Annotated in this window: 13 protein-coding genes; 3 read left to right on the forward strand and 10 right to left on the reverse strand. The window is 66.6% G+C overall.

Annotated features, from left to right (window positions below):
• Positions 1 to 4: 4 nt before the first annotated feature.
• From rpsT to AC3WMU_RS02245, 7 genes are all read right to left on the reverse strand, one after another.
• Positions 5 to 268, reverse strand: a complete 264-nt coding sequence (gene rpsT / locus AC3WMU_RS02215) for a 30S ribosomal protein S20 (protein ID WP_006225453.1) — start codon at positions 266 to 268, stop codon at positions 5 to 7.
• Positions 269 to 579: 311 nt separating this feature from the next.
• On the reverse strand, positions 580 to 1542 hold the full coding sequence (locus tag AC3WMU_RS02220) for a FecR domain-containing protein (RefSeq protein ID WP_035213426.1): 963 nt from the start codon (positions 1540 to 1542) through the stop codon (positions 580 to 582).
• A gap of 193 nt (positions 1543 to 1735) precedes the next feature.
• Positions 1736 to 3295 (reverse strand): murein biosynthesis integral membrane protein MurJ, encoded by a 1560-nt coding sequence (gene murJ / locus AC3WMU_RS02225; RefSeq protein WP_492281734.1) that lies wholly within the window; start codon positions 3293 to 3295, stop codon positions 1736 to 1738.
• 108 nt (positions 3296 to 3403) lie between these two features.
• On the reverse strand, positions 3404 to 4162 hold the full coding sequence (locus tag AC3WMU_RS02230) for a 3-hydroxyacyl-CoA dehydrogenase (protein ID WP_492281735.1): 759 nt from the start codon (positions 4160 to 4162) through the stop codon (positions 3404 to 3406).
• A 134-nt stretch (positions 4163 to 4296) separates the two neighbouring features.
• The gene (gene adk, locus AC3WMU_RS02235) at positions 4297 to 4953 is read right to left on the reverse strand and encodes an adenylate kinase (RefSeq protein ID WP_315139388.1); all 657 of its coding nucleotides are present in this window, start codon (positions 4951 to 4953) and stop codon (positions 4297 to 4299) included.
• A 91-nt stretch (positions 4954 to 5044) separates the two neighbouring features.
• On the reverse strand, positions 5045 to 5809 hold the full coding sequence (kdsB, locus tag AC3WMU_RS02240) for a 3-deoxy-manno-octulosonate cytidylyltransferase (RefSeq protein ID WP_006225457.1): 765 nt from the start codon (positions 5807 to 5809) through the stop codon (positions 5045 to 5047).
• A gap of 11 nt (positions 5810 to 5820) precedes the next feature.
• Positions 5821 to 6003: a Trm112 family protein gene (locus AC3WMU_RS02245; RefSeq protein ID WP_006225458.1), complete on the reverse strand. Its 183-nt coding sequence runs from the start codon at positions 6001 to 6003 to the stop codon at positions 5821 to 5823.
• Positions 6004 to 6197: 194 nt separating this feature from the next.
• On the opposite strand from AC3WMU_RS02245, the gene AC3WMU_RS02250 reads away from it, so the two are divergent.
• Positions 6198 to 8420, forward strand: a complete 2223-nt coding sequence (locus AC3WMU_RS02250) for an IgaA/UmoB family intracellular growth attenuator (RefSeq protein WP_492281736.1) — start codon at positions 6198 to 6200, stop codon at positions 8418 to 8420.
• Here AC3WMU_RS02250 and lpxK read toward each other — a convergent pair.
• From lpxK to AC3WMU_RS02265, 3 genes are read right to left on the reverse strand one after another with little or no spacing between them, the layout of a single operon-like run.
• Positions 8417 to 9466, reverse strand: a complete 1050-nt coding sequence (gene lpxK / locus AC3WMU_RS02255; RefSeq protein WP_492281737.1) for a tetraacyldisaccharide 4'-kinase — start codon at positions 9464 to 9466, stop codon at positions 8417 to 8419. The genes AC3WMU_RS02250 and lpxK overlap by 4 nt on opposite strands.
• On the reverse strand, positions 9463 to 9876 hold the full coding sequence (locus AC3WMU_RS02260; protein WP_492281738.1) for an ExbD/TolR family protein: 414 nt from the start codon (positions 9874 to 9876) through the stop codon (positions 9463 to 9465). Before AC3WMU_RS02260 ends, lpxK begins: the two co-directional genes overlap by 4 nt.
• Entirely contained in the window at positions 9873 to 10496 is a 624-nt protein-coding gene (locus AC3WMU_RS02265) for a MotA/TolQ/ExbB proton channel family protein (RefSeq protein ID WP_088590123.1), read from the reverse strand. The genes AC3WMU_RS02260 and AC3WMU_RS02265 overlap by 4 nt, the downstream gene beginning before the upstream one ends.
• A 351-nt stretch (positions 10497 to 10847) precedes the next feature.
• Between AC3WMU_RS02265 and xseA the strand changes: the two genes are divergently transcribed.
• Positions 10848 to 12215 (forward strand): exodeoxyribonuclease VII large subunit, encoded by a 1368-nt coding sequence (gene xseA / locus AC3WMU_RS02270; protein ID WP_492281739.1) that lies wholly within the window; start codon positions 10848 to 10850, stop codon positions 12213 to 12215.
• Positions 12216 to 12267: 52 nt separating this feature from the next.
• Complete coding sequence (locus AC3WMU_RS02275; RefSeq protein ID WP_492281740.1) at positions 12268 to 15459, forward strand: ankyrin repeat domain-containing protein; 3192 nt, start codon at positions 12268 to 12270, stop codon at positions 15457 to 15459.
• Positions 15460 to 15534 lie beyond the last annotated feature (75 nt).

The raw sequence follows: 15534 nt of genomic DNA on the forward strand, positions 1-15534 counted from the left end.
AATCTTAGGCCAGCGCCTTGATAGCGGCAGCCAGGCGGCTCTTGTGGCGAGCGGCCTTGTTCTTGTGGATGATGTTCTTGTCAGCCACGCGATCGATCACGCTCGAGGCCTTCTGGAACACTTCGCCAGCCGAAGCCTTGTCGCCAGCGGCGATGGATTGGCGAACGCGCTTGATGGCGGTGCGCAGCATCGAGCGCAGGCTGGAATTGTGCTTGTTGCGCTCAACGGATTGGCGAGCGCGCTTGCGGGCTTGGGCGGTATTGGCCATGTTGCTATATAAGTTGAATTCGGCAAAGTCGAACATTTTAGCAAGTCCCTGCGGGATTGCAAGCTTTTAATGTTTGATCTACCGATGGAGCGCCCGTCAACCGGGCGGGGGGCGCTAAGGGAAAGGTTCCTGGGCTGGAGAACCCGTAGCTGGAAAGACAATTCCCAAACTTGAGCACTCTTAGCTGGACAACCCTGGCGGATGGTCCTCAAAAAGCCTTGAGGAAAAACCCGCGGCGCCTACTGGATAAAAACACGGTACTGAGTATACAACGAAGCGGGCCGCAGGCACAGGCCCGAGGCACAGCGTTGTCAGGCGGCGACGTTGATCGACACGAACCAGGGCGTGAAGCGCCGGACGCTGATCGGCATCATGTCTTCGAGGGTCGCCAGCGCGGCATTGGTGTCGTCCAGCGGGAAATGGCCCGACACAGGCAAGCCGCCAGCCGCCATGGACAGGCGCAGCGTGCCGGTGCGATAGGGCCGCAGCGCGGCAATCACTTCGGCCAGCGGGCGGCCGCGGGCGTCGACCCAGCCGGATTCCCAGGCCGCCTCGGCCATGAGCTCGGCGCGGGGGGTATCCATGCGGGACGCGTCGAAACGGGCGCCGGTGCCGGCGCGCACGGAACCGTGGGCGCCCGACATGGTTTCCACTTCCACTTCATGTTCGTGCACCACGACGACGGTGCGTTGCGCCTGCTGGCGGACCATGTAACGGGTGCCCAGGGCGCGCACGGTGCCCTCGGCGGTCTGCACCAGGAAAGGGCGGCGCGCATCGGGGGCGACGGATACGGTCACGGCGCCATCCAGCAGGCGGACCTGGCGGTAGGCGGGCGTGAAATCCAGATTAACGCGGCTGCGTGCGTCCAGCAGCAATTGGCTGCCGTCCGACAGCACGTACCGGCGCCGCTCGCCCGTGGCCGTGGCGGCGTCGGCGGCCACGTTGTTCAGCGGGTAATAGGCGTTGCCGACATAGGCGGCGCAAGCGCCCGTACTGGCGAGCGCCAGCGCGCCGGTCAGAAAGCGGCGTCGGGCCGGCATGATGGCCGGAGGCGGAGGGATCAGCGGCTGCGCGGGCGATCCGGCGGCGTACCCGGCAGGGTAAGCGTCGCCGAGCCGGCCGAATGTCGATCCTGAGAGCGAGCCTGTCAGCTGTTGCCAGGCATTCTCATGGACAGGGTCAGCCGCACGCCACGCCAGGAAGTCGTTGTAGTCCTGCGCGGTCGCTTTGCCGGAGCGCAGCAGCAGCAACCAATTGATCACCTGGTCCGCCATGGGTTGTCCTTGGGCGTACTTCACTTCATCTTCCCGCATGCGGTGCTGGCGGGGATCCTTTCGATGGCAATTTGTAAATAATAAAGGTTTTTTACCAAAGATTACGGCCCGATTGTCAATTCTTGACGAATCTAAAGCAAAAAAGCCGGCTGAAGCCGGCTTTTTGATGGGGAAGGTACCCTAACGGCCGAAATTACCGGCTGGGACGTCGTCCAAAATCTCTAGGACGGAAGCCAAAGAGTAACAACATTCCGAAGTAGACCAGGCCGCTGGCGGCCAATACGCCGCCCAGCCAAGCCGCGCGCAGGCCGGAATGGGCCTGCAGGCCAATCCAATCGATCCGCCCGTCGGCATACCAAAGCAGGGCAGACAGCGCGGCCAGCGCGGGGATCAGGCGCAGCGCGAAGACCGCCCAGCCGGGGCCCGGCTGATACACGCCGCGGCGGCGCAAGCCGATCAGCAGCGCCAGTGCATTCAGGCACGCACCCAATCCGATGGCCAAGGCCAGGCCGGCGTGTGCCATCAGCGGCACCAGCGCCACGTTCATCAGCTGGGTCAGGATCAGCACGCCGATGGCGATCTTGACCGGTGTGCGGATGTCCTGCTTGGCGTAGAAGCCAGGCGCCAGGATCTTCACCGACAGCAGGCCGATCAGGCCGACCGAATAGGAAATGACGGCCAGGCGGGTTTGCAGCACGTCTTGGGCAGCGAAGGCGCCATAGTGGAACAGGGTGGCGACCAGGCCGTCCGATAGCAGCGCCATGCCCACCGCGGCAGGCAGGCCCAGCAGCAGCACCAGGCGCAGGCCCCAGTCCAGCAGGGCGCTGTAGCCGCCGTGGTCGTCGCGAGCGTGCGCGGCTGACAAGCTGGGCAGCAGCACCGTGCCCAGGGCGACGCCCAATAGCGCGGTGGGAAATTCCATCAGGCGGTCGGCAAACGACAGCCACGTCACGCTGCCCGGCGTCAGCCAGGTGGCGATGTTGGTGTTGATCAGCAGGGAGATCTGCGCCACCGAGACGCCCAGCGTGGCGGGGGCCATCTGCTTGAGGATGCGCTGCACGGTGGGGTCGGCCCACGCTTCGCGGAAACGCAGGGAGAAGCGCGGCGTGAGGCCCAGCCGCGACAGGGCGATCCACTGCACCGCCAACTGGGCCACCCCGCCGATCATGACGCCGATGGCCAGCGCGTAGACGGGGATGTCCATGCGGGGTGCGAGCCAGATGCAGGCGGCGATCATGGAAAGGTTCAGCAGTACCGGCGTGAACGCGGGGACGGCGAAACGGCGCCAGGTGTTCAAGACGCCTGAGGCGAAGGCGATGAGCGACATGCAGAAGATGTAGGGGAACATCATCCGCGTCATCCAGACGGCGGCGCCGAATTCGGTATCGCGGGCCGCGCCGCGCAAGCCGCTGGCCATGGCGGACACTACCCACGGGGCGGCCACGATGCCAATCAGCGTGATCAGCATCAGCGCGGCCGTCAACAGCAGGGCCACGCGGTCAAGCAGGGTGCGGACCTCTTCTTCGGACCGGTTGTTGCGCGCGGAGCCCAGGATGGGCACGAAGGCCTGGGCGAAAGCGCCCTCGGCGAACAGGCGCCGCAACAGGTTGGGAATACGGAAGGCGACCCAGAAGGCGTCGGTGATAGGGCCGGCACCAAAGGCGCGGGCGACCAGGATGTCTCGGATCAGGCCGGAAATGCGGGACAGCAGGGTGAAGCTGCTGACGGTGGCCGCCGAACGGAACAGGCTCATGGATGGATGACTGAAAAAAGTACGGGCCGGCCCGAAGCGACTGCGTGGAACGTGAAGACTGTCAAACAAAAAAGGCGGCCCACTTCGTGGGCCTGCCTTTGTACTACATCACTTCGGGGGCATGCGGATGGCGCCGTCCAGGCGGATGGTCTCGCCGTTCAGCATATCGTTCGTGACGATGCTGTAGACCAGCTTGGCATAGTCTTCCGGACGGCCCAGGCGTGCGGGGAAGGGGATGCTGGCGGCCAGCGAATCCTGCACTTCCTGGGGCATGCCGAAAATCATCGGCGTGCCGAAGATGCCCGGGGCGATGGTCATGCAGCGGATGCCCGTCTTGGCCAGATCGCGCGCGATCGGCAGGGTCATGCCGGCCACGCCGGCCTTCGAGGCGGCATAGGCCGCCTGGCCGATCTGGCCGTCGAACGCGGCGACCGAGGCGGTGTTGATCATCACGCCGCGTTCGCCGGTGGGCTCGGGCGTGTTGGCGCTCATGGCTTCGGCGGCCAGGCGCATCATGTTGAAGCTGCCGATCAGGTTGATCGACACGACCTTTTGGAACAGGTCCAGCGGATGCGCGCCGTTCTTGCCCACGATCTTGGCGGCGGGCGCCACGCCCGCGCAGTTCACCAGGCCGAAAAGGGCGCCTAGTTCAAGCGCCGCGGCGACGGCGCTCTTGCCGTCGGCTTCCTGCGTCACGTCGCAATGCACGTAGCGCTGGCCGAGTTCTTTCGCCAGGGCCTGGCCGGGCTCGTCCTGCACGTCGGCGATAACGACCTTGGCGCCGTTTTCCACCAGCATGCGCACGGTGCCTGCACCCAGGCCGGACGCGCCGCCCGTAACGATGAATATCTTGTTCGCGATTTCCATGTCTCTACCACCAGATCAGTTCAAGGGGATGAATGCGGCGCGGCGGGCGCCGAATGTGACAAGGCCTTCGGGCCGGGGCAGGAACGCATCGCGTCCGGCCGGCGCCGAAGGCCTGTGGGCCATCAATGCGCCAATCAGCTGTTGACGGCCTCGAAGAGGCGCGACTTGATTTCGTCGACGGCGCCCACGCCCGAGATCTTGCGGTACTTCGGGGCTTCGGCGGCGTTCTGCTGTGCCCAGGTCGAGTAGTAGTCGACGAGGGGGCGCGTTTGTTCGCGGTACACGGACAGGCGGTGGCGAACGGTCTCTTCGCGATCATCGTCGCGCTGGATCAGTTCTTCGCCGGTGACGTCGTCACGGCCTTCCACTTTGGGCGGGTTGAAGCGCACGTGGTAGCTGCGGCCGCTGGGCTGGTGCACGCGGCGTCCGCTCATGCGTTCGATGATGTCCTCTTCGGGGACTTCGATTTCCACCACGTAGTCCAGCTTGACGCCGGCGCTTTTCAGCGCGTCGGCTTGCGGGATGGTGCGGGGGAAGCCGTCGAACAGGTAGCCGTTCGCGCAGTCGGGCTGCGTCAGGCGGTCCTGGACCAGGCCGATGATGATCTCGTCGGAAACCAGACCGCCGGCATCCATGACCTTTTTGGCTTCAATACCCAGCGGCGTGCCTGCCTTCACGGCGGCTCGCAGCATGTCGCCGGTGGAGATCTGAGGGATGCCAAAGTGCTGGGTGAGAAACGCGGCCTGGGTGCCTTTGCCGGCGCCGGGAGGTCCGAGCAAGATAAGACGCATGAGTGCTCCTGATGGGGTTTATTTTTTGTGATCCGGGGGATTATGCCGCAACGCAGCAGCCAATGCGGAGCCGCGCTATGGGAAATAACCCTTATATCTGTTTGCTGTAGATCAACCGGACGCGCTCCAGATCCGCCGGGGTATCTACCCCTGCCGCAGGAGGGCTGGAGGCCCGGTGGACGACGATGTGGTGGCCATGTTCCATGGCGCGCAGCTGTTCCAGCGACTCGAACCGTTCCAGCACGCCTTGCGGCAGGGTCGGGAAGCGGCGCAGGAAGGACACGCGGTAGGCGTACAGCCCGATGTGATGCCAGGCGGGCAACCCGTCGGCCAGCACGCGTTCGCCAGCGGCCAAAGCGTCACGGGCCCAGGGAATGGGGGCGCGCGAGAAATACAGCGCGCGGCCGTCGACGGCACAGACCAGCTTGACGACATTCGGGTTGAAGAGCGCGTCCGCGTCGGCCAGCGGGCAGGCGCAGGTAGCGATGTCGGCTTCCGGATGGGCCTGGAGCTTGGCTGCGACGGCGTCGATGAGTTCGGGTTCGATCAGCGGTTCGTCGCCCTGGACGTTTACCACGATGGCATCGTCGGGCAGGCCCAACTGCTCCACGGCTTCGGCCAGGCGGTCAGTGCCGGTGGGGTGGTCGCCGCGCGTCATCAGCGCGGTCAGGCCATGGGCGTCGGCAGCTGCCTGGACGCGGACATCATCCGTCGCGATGTACAACTGCGATGCGCCCGACAGGGCGGCCCGTTCGGCCGTGCGCACGACCATCGGCTTGCCGGCGATGTCGGCAAGCGGTTTATCAGGCAGGCGGGTCGAGGCGGTCCGCGCCGGGATCAGGGCAATGAAGCTCACGATGGGGGCGTTCAGTTGGCGGCGGGCGTTTCGTCCAGCGCGCGGGCTTCCGACTCCAGCATGACGGGGATGCCGTCACGCAGGGGGAAGGCCAGGCGGTCGGCGCGGCAAACCAGTTCGGCTTGCTGCCGGTCGTGTTCGAGGCGGCCCTTGCACAAGGGGCAGACGAGGATGTCGAGAAGTCGGGATTCCATGACCGCGATTCTAAAACAGTTTTGCGGGTGGACAGCGTGGAGCTTTCCTTGGGGCGGACCTGATTCGCAGACCAAAGGAATACCGGTTTCCGAGCATTTGTTAATTCATGTCATGTTTTGCATTGAATGCTGCAAATTCGGGGACGGTTCGTCGCTATCATCCGCCGCGTTTCTCGGTAAAGGAAAGCAGCGCAATGGATGCGAACACCCTCAAGATTGGATTGATGCTGATCATTCTGGCCTGGTCAATCATCAGCTGGATCACTTATATGGTGCGGCGCAGCGACAACAAGGGGGCGTTGCGCGAGTTAAAGCAGCAGGGCGAGGCGCTGCGCCCCATGACCAGCGAAGAACGCGCCCTGGTGCAACCCTTCCTGGTGTCTCCCGCCAATCCCAAGAAGGCCGCCAGCCTTGTCAATGAGGGCATCGTCGCGCTAACCGGGCCTTTCGTGCGCCATGGGCTGCAGACCGGCCAGGGCGGGTCCACCATGCATGACACCTTGGGCGGGGTCGACGTGGTGTTGCCGTATGACGCCCGCGACTACCTGCTTGAGGACAATCAGGCCGAAGTGGCGATGACGGAAAAATTCGCCATTGTCGTGGCCCTGAACGGCCAATTCGACATCGCCGGCGGCCGCGACCGCGATCTGCGCCGGCAGAAGCAAGGCCAGCAGTGGTCGGGCGGCAAGGTGGGGGCGCTGCAAGACGTGGTGCCGGTGGACGTGTCGGCGGAAAGCGGGGAAGACGAGCGCGAGCTTGCAGACGCCCTGCGCGTGGAGATCCTGAACCAGCGCGATGAGACACCCGCAGAAATCGCCGAGCGCCAACGCCCCGGGATCGGGATCTGGATTGCCATGGTGTGGCTGCTGGTCTTCGCCGGCCTGGCCGCGACCGTGGCCTGTGGCGGTGTCGCCTTTGCGGGCGCAGCGGCGGCGCTGGCGGTGCTGGCGCTGTGGCTGACCTGGCGACGCCGGGCGCCGGATGCGCCGCAGAAGGTGAACCGGGCGCGCGGCGAGCTCAATGCCGTCGTGCTGACCAATCCGGAGAACACGCAGGCCGTGTCCACCCAGCTGTTCCTGGGCGACAAGCTGCCGATCCAGTTGCCTGACCATTGGCGCAGCACGCTGACCTTGCCTGACGACGGTCGGGTTGACGTGGACGTGCGCGTGGACGACTACGCCGTCCTGCGCTTGGGCAGCAACTATTCGGTGGATGAGGAGCAGCGCCGGTTTCCGCGTGTCTACTGGGGCCGCCATGCCACGCTTGCGCTTGTCGGGGTACTGGCCGGAATCGCGGTGTGGGCAACGGCAGACAACCTGAAGGGCGATGCGGCGTTGACGAGCGCCTGGCTGCGCGGCACGCCAGCTCGCAGCTATGAATCGGCGGCTGCCCTGACCCAGGACCCGCCGGGCTTCGGCACGATGGTGTCGCTGCAGGGCCACGGGCGCTGCGAGTTGCGCCGCATCGACGAGTTCGACCGTGCGGCTTTCGATTGCCATCGCTTGCGGTGGGACGGGGCGACGCCGCAGGCGGCTCCGCTGGAGGTGGATGCGCCCATCCTGCAGCTGTATTCGGGCGACTTCCTGAAGACCCGGCCCAACCCGATGATGGACATGATGATCCGGAGCCAGGCCATGCGCCAGATGGGCGACAACCCGATGGCGCTCTACGGTGCCCGCTCCCTGACGGCCGAGACCGTCGTCGGACTGAGTAAGACCGTGCTGACCATCGAGGCGGCGTGCGAGTCCGCAACCGGCGCTGCGATTGCCGCGTGCGACCACTTGAAGAAAGCGTTTGTCGATGGCCTGCTGCTGGCCAGGGAAGAGCCCGGGAATTGGCTGGAGCTGTTCCAGCTGGTGGAGGCCGGGGCGTTCAACGCCAATGGGCGCAGGGATGACGGCGTGCTGATGTCGCGCGACGTGCGCCGTCTGCGTGAGCTTGCCCGGTCCAGCATGGAGCCGGCGATCAAGGCGGCGCTGGACCGCGCGACCCGCAGCGCGATAGCGACCCAGAAGGGCGGCGTGATTCTGAACGTGCTGCCCGGCCCTTACGCCACGTTGCCCGACCTGAAGGACCTGCACAACGAGGACCTGCTGGCGGCCTGGAGCCAGCAGAAGACGGTGATGTCACCCGAAGGCGCAATGCCGTTCAAGCTTGCCGGCATGGTGGTGGGAGCGGGCGCCGATGCGTCGGGCGCCGATGCGTCGGGCGCGCCGGATATCACCGTGGATGCCTCGCGCAGCCTGGATGATCCATGGCCGGCCGTGGCCCGCATGGCGTGGCTGGCGTTGGCGGCTTTGCTGGTGCTGGTGCACGCGCCCCTCGCGCTGATCCGCATGCGGGCCTCCTCTGCGCGGGAGCGAGCCTTGCAGGAGTATGCGCAGCAGCGCAGCGCTGCCAAGCCCGCGTTTTTCTAGGCGCGGGCGGGGGCAGGCTGGCGCAGGGCCCGCGCCAGCCAATCGAACAGTTGCGGGTCCGAGAAGGCGGCCTGCACCGGCACTTCCCACAACCGTGCGTCGTGCAAGGCGGCGCACTTGATCGCGTCCTTGGACGTGACGAGGATGGTCTCCGCCGTGATCGCCTGGAAGGGCGATTCCGCATAGTCGTGGTGATCGGGCAGAGGCAGCGTCGCATCCAGCGCGATACCGGCGGCGCGCAGCGTCGCGAAAAACCGTTCGGGGTTGCCGATACCGGCCGCGGCCGCGATGCGCGGCTGCCCCGCATAGGCGGACAACGGCCGGGTGCCGCCACCTTCGATCTGGCGGGTTTCGCCCGGCTCCAACCACATCCGAACCTGGCGTGGACGGGCACTGCCCGTTACCGGCGGTCGGCCGTCGGCGGTGCCGATATTGGTGACCACCACATCCACATCCTGCAAGCGGCTGGCGGGTTCACGCAAGGGGCCGGCGGGCAGCAGGCGGCCGTTGCCGACGCCGCGCTCGTCCTGCACGACGATTTCGATGTCGCGGGCCAGCGCCAGGTGCTGCAGGCCGTCGTCCGAGACGATCACATCCACCTCGGGATGCGCTTGTAGCAGGGCCTGGGCCGCCAGGGCGCGTTTGGGATGCACCGAGACGGGGGCGCCGGTGGCGCGGGCGATCAGGGCGGGTTCGTCGCCGAAGCGGGCGGCTTCCAGGGCGCCGGTCCCGACACGGGCGTGTCCATCGATCTTGACGCCATAGCCGCGGCTGACCACGCCGGGCGTGTAGCCGCGGGCGCGCAGGCCCTCGACCGTGGCAATCACCATCGGCGTCTTGCCTGTGCCGCCCACATAGACGTTACCGACCACCACCACCGGCACGGGGGCGCGGTAGGCCGGGCGGGTGCCGTCCAGGTATTGCCTGCGCTTGCGCGCCACCGCCCATGCGGTCAGCGCGGACAGGGGCAGCAACAGGCTCGAAAGCCAGCCGCCGTGCTGCCACTGGCGCGCCAGCAGCGAGGCAGAAGAACGCGGGGTGGTCACCGGGAAGTCTGGGCGGCGAAGTTGACGCGGCCGATGCCGGCCAGCCGGGCGGCTTCCATGATGTTGATCACGGATTGGTGGGTGGCTTGGGCGTCGGCGTTGATGACGACCAGCGGCTCGGGCTTGCCGGCCGCGGCCTGGCGCAGGGCGTCGGCGATTTCGGGCGGGGTGGAAACGTCGATCAGCGTGCCGTTCAGAGCGTAGCGGCCGTCCTGGCTGACGGCGACTTCCAGCGCGGGGGGCGTGTCCTGTTCCGACGACGCCTGGGGCAGCGTTACCTTCAACTGCGTGAAACGCGCGAACGAGGTGGTGGCCGCCAGGAAGATCAGGATGACCAGCAGGACGTCGATGAGCGGAATCAGGTTGATGTCCAGTTCATCGCGGCCGCCCCGGGAGCCGCGGAAATTCATGAACGTCCCTCGCGCGAAGCCGGAAAGGACGACACGGCGCGGACCAGGCGCGACGCGGATTGCTCCATGGCGCTGAGGTAGCCGTCGACGCGGCTGCGCAGGTAGCGGTGCGCGATCATGGCGGGAATGGCAATCAGGATGCCGAAGCCGGTGTTGTACAGCGCCATCGAGATGCCGCGCGCCAGTTGGGCGGGGTCGCCGCCGCCGGGCGTGTACGAACCGAAAATTTCGATCATGCCGACCACGGTGCCGAACAGGCCCATCAGCGGCGCGACGACGGCGATGGTGCCGATGGCGGGGATGTAGCGACTGAGGTCATGCGCGACGGCGCGGCCCGTGTCTTCAACCACGTTGCGCAGTTCTTCGCGGGGCAGATGGCGGTGACGCATCACTTCGGCCAGCACGCGGCCCAGCGGCGAGTTACGTTCCAGCCGGTTGATCGATTCGGGGGTGTCCTGGTGGTTGCGCAGCATGTCGGCCACCTGCTCGTTCAGGCCGCGGGGCAGGATCAGGCTGCGGCGCAGGGAAAGGAAGCGCTCGAAGATCAGCGCCAGACCCAGCACGGATGTCGCCAGCAGGGGCCAGATAGGCCAGCCGGCCTCGCGCAAAATGGAAAGCAAAGCGTTCAACTCCCGGGAAACCGTGGCGCGCAAGGTGGCGTGCATCGGCATCTGATCAAGCCGAAACTGTAACGGTGCGGCGGGGTTGTGGCAAGGCGGGTTGACCCCGGAATTATCCACAGAAGTTGTGGATAATTCTGTGTAAAACTCTGCCGGAACGCTTGTGGGCACAGGGCTTGCGCTTGTTTGCTTCAAAAGGGCGCAGCAGTGTTTATGTAAAAATCCCATATAAATCAATGAATTGCACGGAAATTGCTGGCTATCAGGCCCGTTGCTGCAAAAAACTGTGGACGCGGTATCATTGCGGCCCGCTACGTATGCCCTGTGGACAGGTACGCATCGGAAAGCCCCATGACAATTGAATTTGCAGTCACAAACAACGCATTCGCGCGGGATATCCTGACGGTTGCCCAGCTGAACCAAGCAGTGGGGCAGTTGTTGGAGCGCAGCATCCCGGCAATATGGGTGCGCGGAGAGATTTCCAACTTCACGGCGGCGGCTTCCGGGCATTGGTACTTCACGCTCAAGGACAGCCGGGCCTCTGTGCGGGCTGTCATGTTCCGCAGCCGCGCCAGCGCGGTCGGTTTCGTGCCCCGGGCTGGCGATCAGATCGAAATCCGGGCCAGGGTTTCCCTGTACGAGGCCCGCGGCGACTATCAGCTGCAGGCCGACGCCATGCGCCGGGCCGGGCTGGGCAACCTGTATGAAGCATTTCTGCGCCTGAAAGAGCAATTGGCCTCTGAGGGCCTGTTCGATCCGGCCCGCAAGCGGGAGCCTGTCCGCCTGCCGCGCGCCATCGGCGTTGTCACGTCGCTGCACGCGGCCGCGCTGCGCGATGTGTTGTCGGCGTTGGCCCGGCGCGCGCCGCAGGTGCCGGTCATTATCTATCCGGCCCCGGTTCAGGGCGCGGACGCCGCCGGCCGCCTGGCGGCCCAGGTCCGCATGGCCAACGAGCGCGCCGAAGTCGATACCCTCCTGCTGGTTCGCGGCGGGGGCAGCATCGAAGATCTCTGGAGCTTCAACGACGAAGACCTGGCGCGCCAGGTGGCCGCCAGCGAGATCCCCGTGATCAGCGGCGTCGGGCACGAAACCGACTTCACCATCGTGGATTTCGTGGCCGACGTGCGCGCGCCGACGCCGACCGCCGCCGCCGAGCTGGCTTGCGTGCCGCGTTCCGAGTTGCTGGGCCGCGTCATGCAGACCGCCCAGGCCATGGCGCGGGGCCAGCAACGCCGCCTGGAGCGCGCCGCCCAGCGCCTGGATCGCGCGGCGGCGCAGTTGGTGTCCCCGGCGCAACGCCTGGAGCATCAGCGGGAACGCCTGAACAGCCTGCGCTTCCGCCTGGCTTCGGCCTGGTCCGGTCCGCAAGGCCGGCGCACCGCGCGCGTCAATCTGCTGGCCCAGCGGCTGACGCACCGGGTACCGGACACGGGCCGCGCCGCCGACCGCCTGGCGGGCGCCGTGCGCCAACTGGGCCAGGCGCATGCCCGCCTGCTGGTCCAGAACCGCAATCGGGTGGCGGCGGCCACCGCGCAACTGCGCGCACTGGATCCCGGCAACACCCTGGCGCGGGGATACGCGATTGCCCGCGACGGCGAAGGCCGCATCGTGCGCGATGCGGGCACCTTGTCTGCCGGGCAGGCGCTGGATCTGAGCTTCGCGCAGGGTGGCGCCGAGGTCCAGGTGCAGCAGACCCGCAAGACACGCGACGCCGACTGATACGATTCGGCCTGTCGAGCGCAGCGCTCGCGACGCGAACAAGGGCAGGGCGATGTTGCATAACAGTGGCTTGGGTTGGGTGGCCGGTGCGCTGGCCGCAGCGGCGATATCGCTGGGACAGGCGGCCATGGCGCAAGCGGGCCCGGCCGCGCCGCAAGCGCAACCACGCGCCTGCGATTGCGATTCGCCCTACCGCGAATACAAGCCGGCCGATACGCCGCAGACCAAAGCCCTGTTCGACGCCGTCAGCCGCAGCGACGAAGCCGCTTTTGCGGCCGCGTTGCGGCAGGTCGACCACCCTGGCGACTACGCGGTCGATGGCGTGCCCTTGCTGCATGCGCTGCTGACGCCGCCGCGTGCGCTGCGGGCCAAAGACGTCTACTGGAGCATCGCGCCAGAGGACGCGGCCCGCATCCGCGAGGCCTATCGGGCGGTGCTGCCGGCCCGCACCCGCATGTTGGCTGCGCTGCTGGCCACTGCGCCCGCACTGGACGACGTCACCTACCAATCGCGCCGGCCGCCCTTGCATCTGGCGATCTTGTACGGCACGCCCGTCATCATGGATATGCTGTTGGCGGCGGGCGCCAAACCGGATCAGCGCGGCGATGAAAACCGCAACCCCCTGGAGTTCCTGCTGAACCGCGATTTCGAATTCGCGGTGCGCATGACCTATCTGCCGCGCCTGGTCGACCGCCAGGACATGACGCGTATGGTGCTGGCGTTGTTCAAGGCCGGAGCAAGCCGGCCGTTCACGGATTTCGACGAACCGGCGGATGAATCCGTGCGACGCTTGTTTACTGACGAACAAGGCCGGCTGCGGCCTGCCGCGGATTTCATGGCATGGGAACCGATGGTCGAAATGACCGAAGGCGCCGAGCCCTTGCGCGCGCTGGCCGCGACGGGCAGCAAACCGGCGGTGGAAGACGGCCTGACGGTATTGGCGCTGGCCGCCTACCTGGGCAATGCGGACGCCGTGCCGGTGTTGATGGAACTGGGGCCTCGTACGGTGCCGGCTACCGGCTATGGGGAAAGCGGCGAACGTGACGTGTGGCTGGACGCCGCGCAGGCTGCGGTCGAGAGTGGGCATCCCGCCATCGCCGCGCAGTTGTTGCGGGCCGGCATGCCGTTTGCGCAGCGCGGTCCGCAGACGGGCGGCGGGAACTTGATCTTCGCGAAAGTCGAAGCATCCGCGCGGCCCATCATGAATCTTGCCGCCGCCAAGGGCGATATCGATACGTTGCAGCGCCTGCTGGCGCTGGGGGCACCAGTGGAAGGCGATGCAGCCGAATCCTACGGCGACACGCCTTTGGCCGACGCGGTGCGGGCGCGCCAAGCACCGGCCGTCACTCGCCTGCTGGCGGCCGGCGCCAATCCGGGTTTAGTGCGCGAAGGCTATGACCGGCAGTCCGCGCTCGAGGCTGCGGTGCAGACGGGCGATGCGGCGATCCTGCGTGAGTTGCTCGCCGCCATGCCAGCCGACACCTTGCGCGCGGCGCTGCGCGATCCGCAGCGTTCGCCGATGGCGCGGCTGTTGCGTGAGCCCGGCCCGCAAGGCGCCGCGATGCTGCGGTTGTTCATCGATGCGGGTTTTGACGTGAAGACGTTGGGCGCAGGCGCGATCCGGCAGGCGCTGGAAAATCGCGACGCCGCTCTGGCGTTGATGCTGATCGATGCCGGCGTGCCCGTGAACCCGCCGGCGCCGGGTCCTGTCGAGGCGGCCGCGCGCGACGGCGATCGTGTGGACGATCGCGCCGCCACGCCGCCGCTGTTGATTGCGGTGACGACGGGCCAAGCTGCCGTCGTCGATGCGCTGCTGGCCAAAGGGGCGGACCCGGTTGCCGCGTTGCCCGATGGCGAAAGCGCGTTGTACTGGTTGATTGGCCGGCAAGACACGGCGATGCTGGATCGCCTGCTGCGCGCCGGAGCGAAGCTGGACGATCCGCGGCTGCCCGAAGCGCCCGCGCCGTATGCGTTGCTGAATGCGGCTGTGGCCTCGGGCGATATGGCGCTGGTGCAGCGGGTCAGCCAGGCCAATGGCCAGGCGCTGGCGCGTGCGTGCTTGCCGGAGGGCGGTGAATTCAATCTGATCGACAAGCCGGGATACTTCGCGCAACTGCAGGCCGCAGGCTTTACTGGCCAGGAAGATCGATGCGCGCGCGAGGCCGGGCCCTTGCCGGAACGGGTGCTGTCGTTGTTGCTGCAAAGCCGGCATTGGGTGGTGGCGCGACGGGATACGGCGGTGCAGGTCTTGACGCAACTGCGGGCTTCGGGCGCGGATCTGGATGCACCGTTGGGCAGGGGCGACACGCCGCTGAACCTGGCGATCGAGCGTGGCCGCACGGATCTGGCCGACGCGCTGATGGCCGCCGGCGCCAGCCCCAATGCGCCCGATGCTTCCGGCCGCAGCCCGGCTTGGGTCGCGCTGGAAACCGGTCAGCCCGCCATGCTGTCCTTGCTGGCGCGTTATCGCGCGCGTTTCGATGCGGCTTCGGCACCTGCGGGCCAATCTTTCCAGAACACGCTGATGTGCCAGTCCTCGCCGGAATTCAAGCGTGTCCTGCAAGCGGCGGATGTGGCGCTGGCCACGACGTGCGCATCGCCGGCGTCGCCTAAGCGGTCCACCGCCAAGGCGGGCAGCAAATCCGCGAATGCGTCAGGACTGCCGGGCCATTACTACCTGCGCGGCTTGCGCGAAGTCGGCAGTGAACTCTTGCTGTCGGCGGACGGCAGCTTTGATTACCTGTTGAGCTACGGCGCGGTCGATGTCATGGCGCGTGGCGCATGGCGCAGCGATGGCAAGCACGTGTTCCTGGACACGCCGCCGATCCAGCCGTACTCGGCCATCGCCGACGTGCGCGCCGATGCGCGGCCCGCCGAGGCCGGACAGTTGACGGTGCGCGTGTACCATCGCGATCGCCCCGTGAAGCTGGATGTGGCGATGTCGTCCGCGGACGCTGACTTTGGCGGGGAGCCCAAGCAATCGGAAGGCGCGGATGGCGTCAGCGCGCCGATCGCGCCGGGTGCCTTGAAGGCCTTGGCCGTGTTCGTGCCGCTGCCTTCCGGGGCGCGCTGGCATGAAGTCGACCTCAGCAAGATCGACGCCGACACGCGAGCAATCCGCATCGATGTCGAGGCGCCTGAGGCCGCTGCCGGCACGCCCTTGCGCAAGACGCTGACGCTGCAGAAAGACGGCGCGCTGGTCGAGTCTGGAGACGGCCGCGAACTGCGATACGAGAAAGAGTAGCGTTTACAAAAACGGTCGCGGAAAAGTCATAAGCACATGTGTCCGTTAACCCCGCGCAAGCACGGGTTTAACAAG

It is taken from the genome of Achromobacter sp. FW305-C-13 (genome assembly GCF_058783475.1).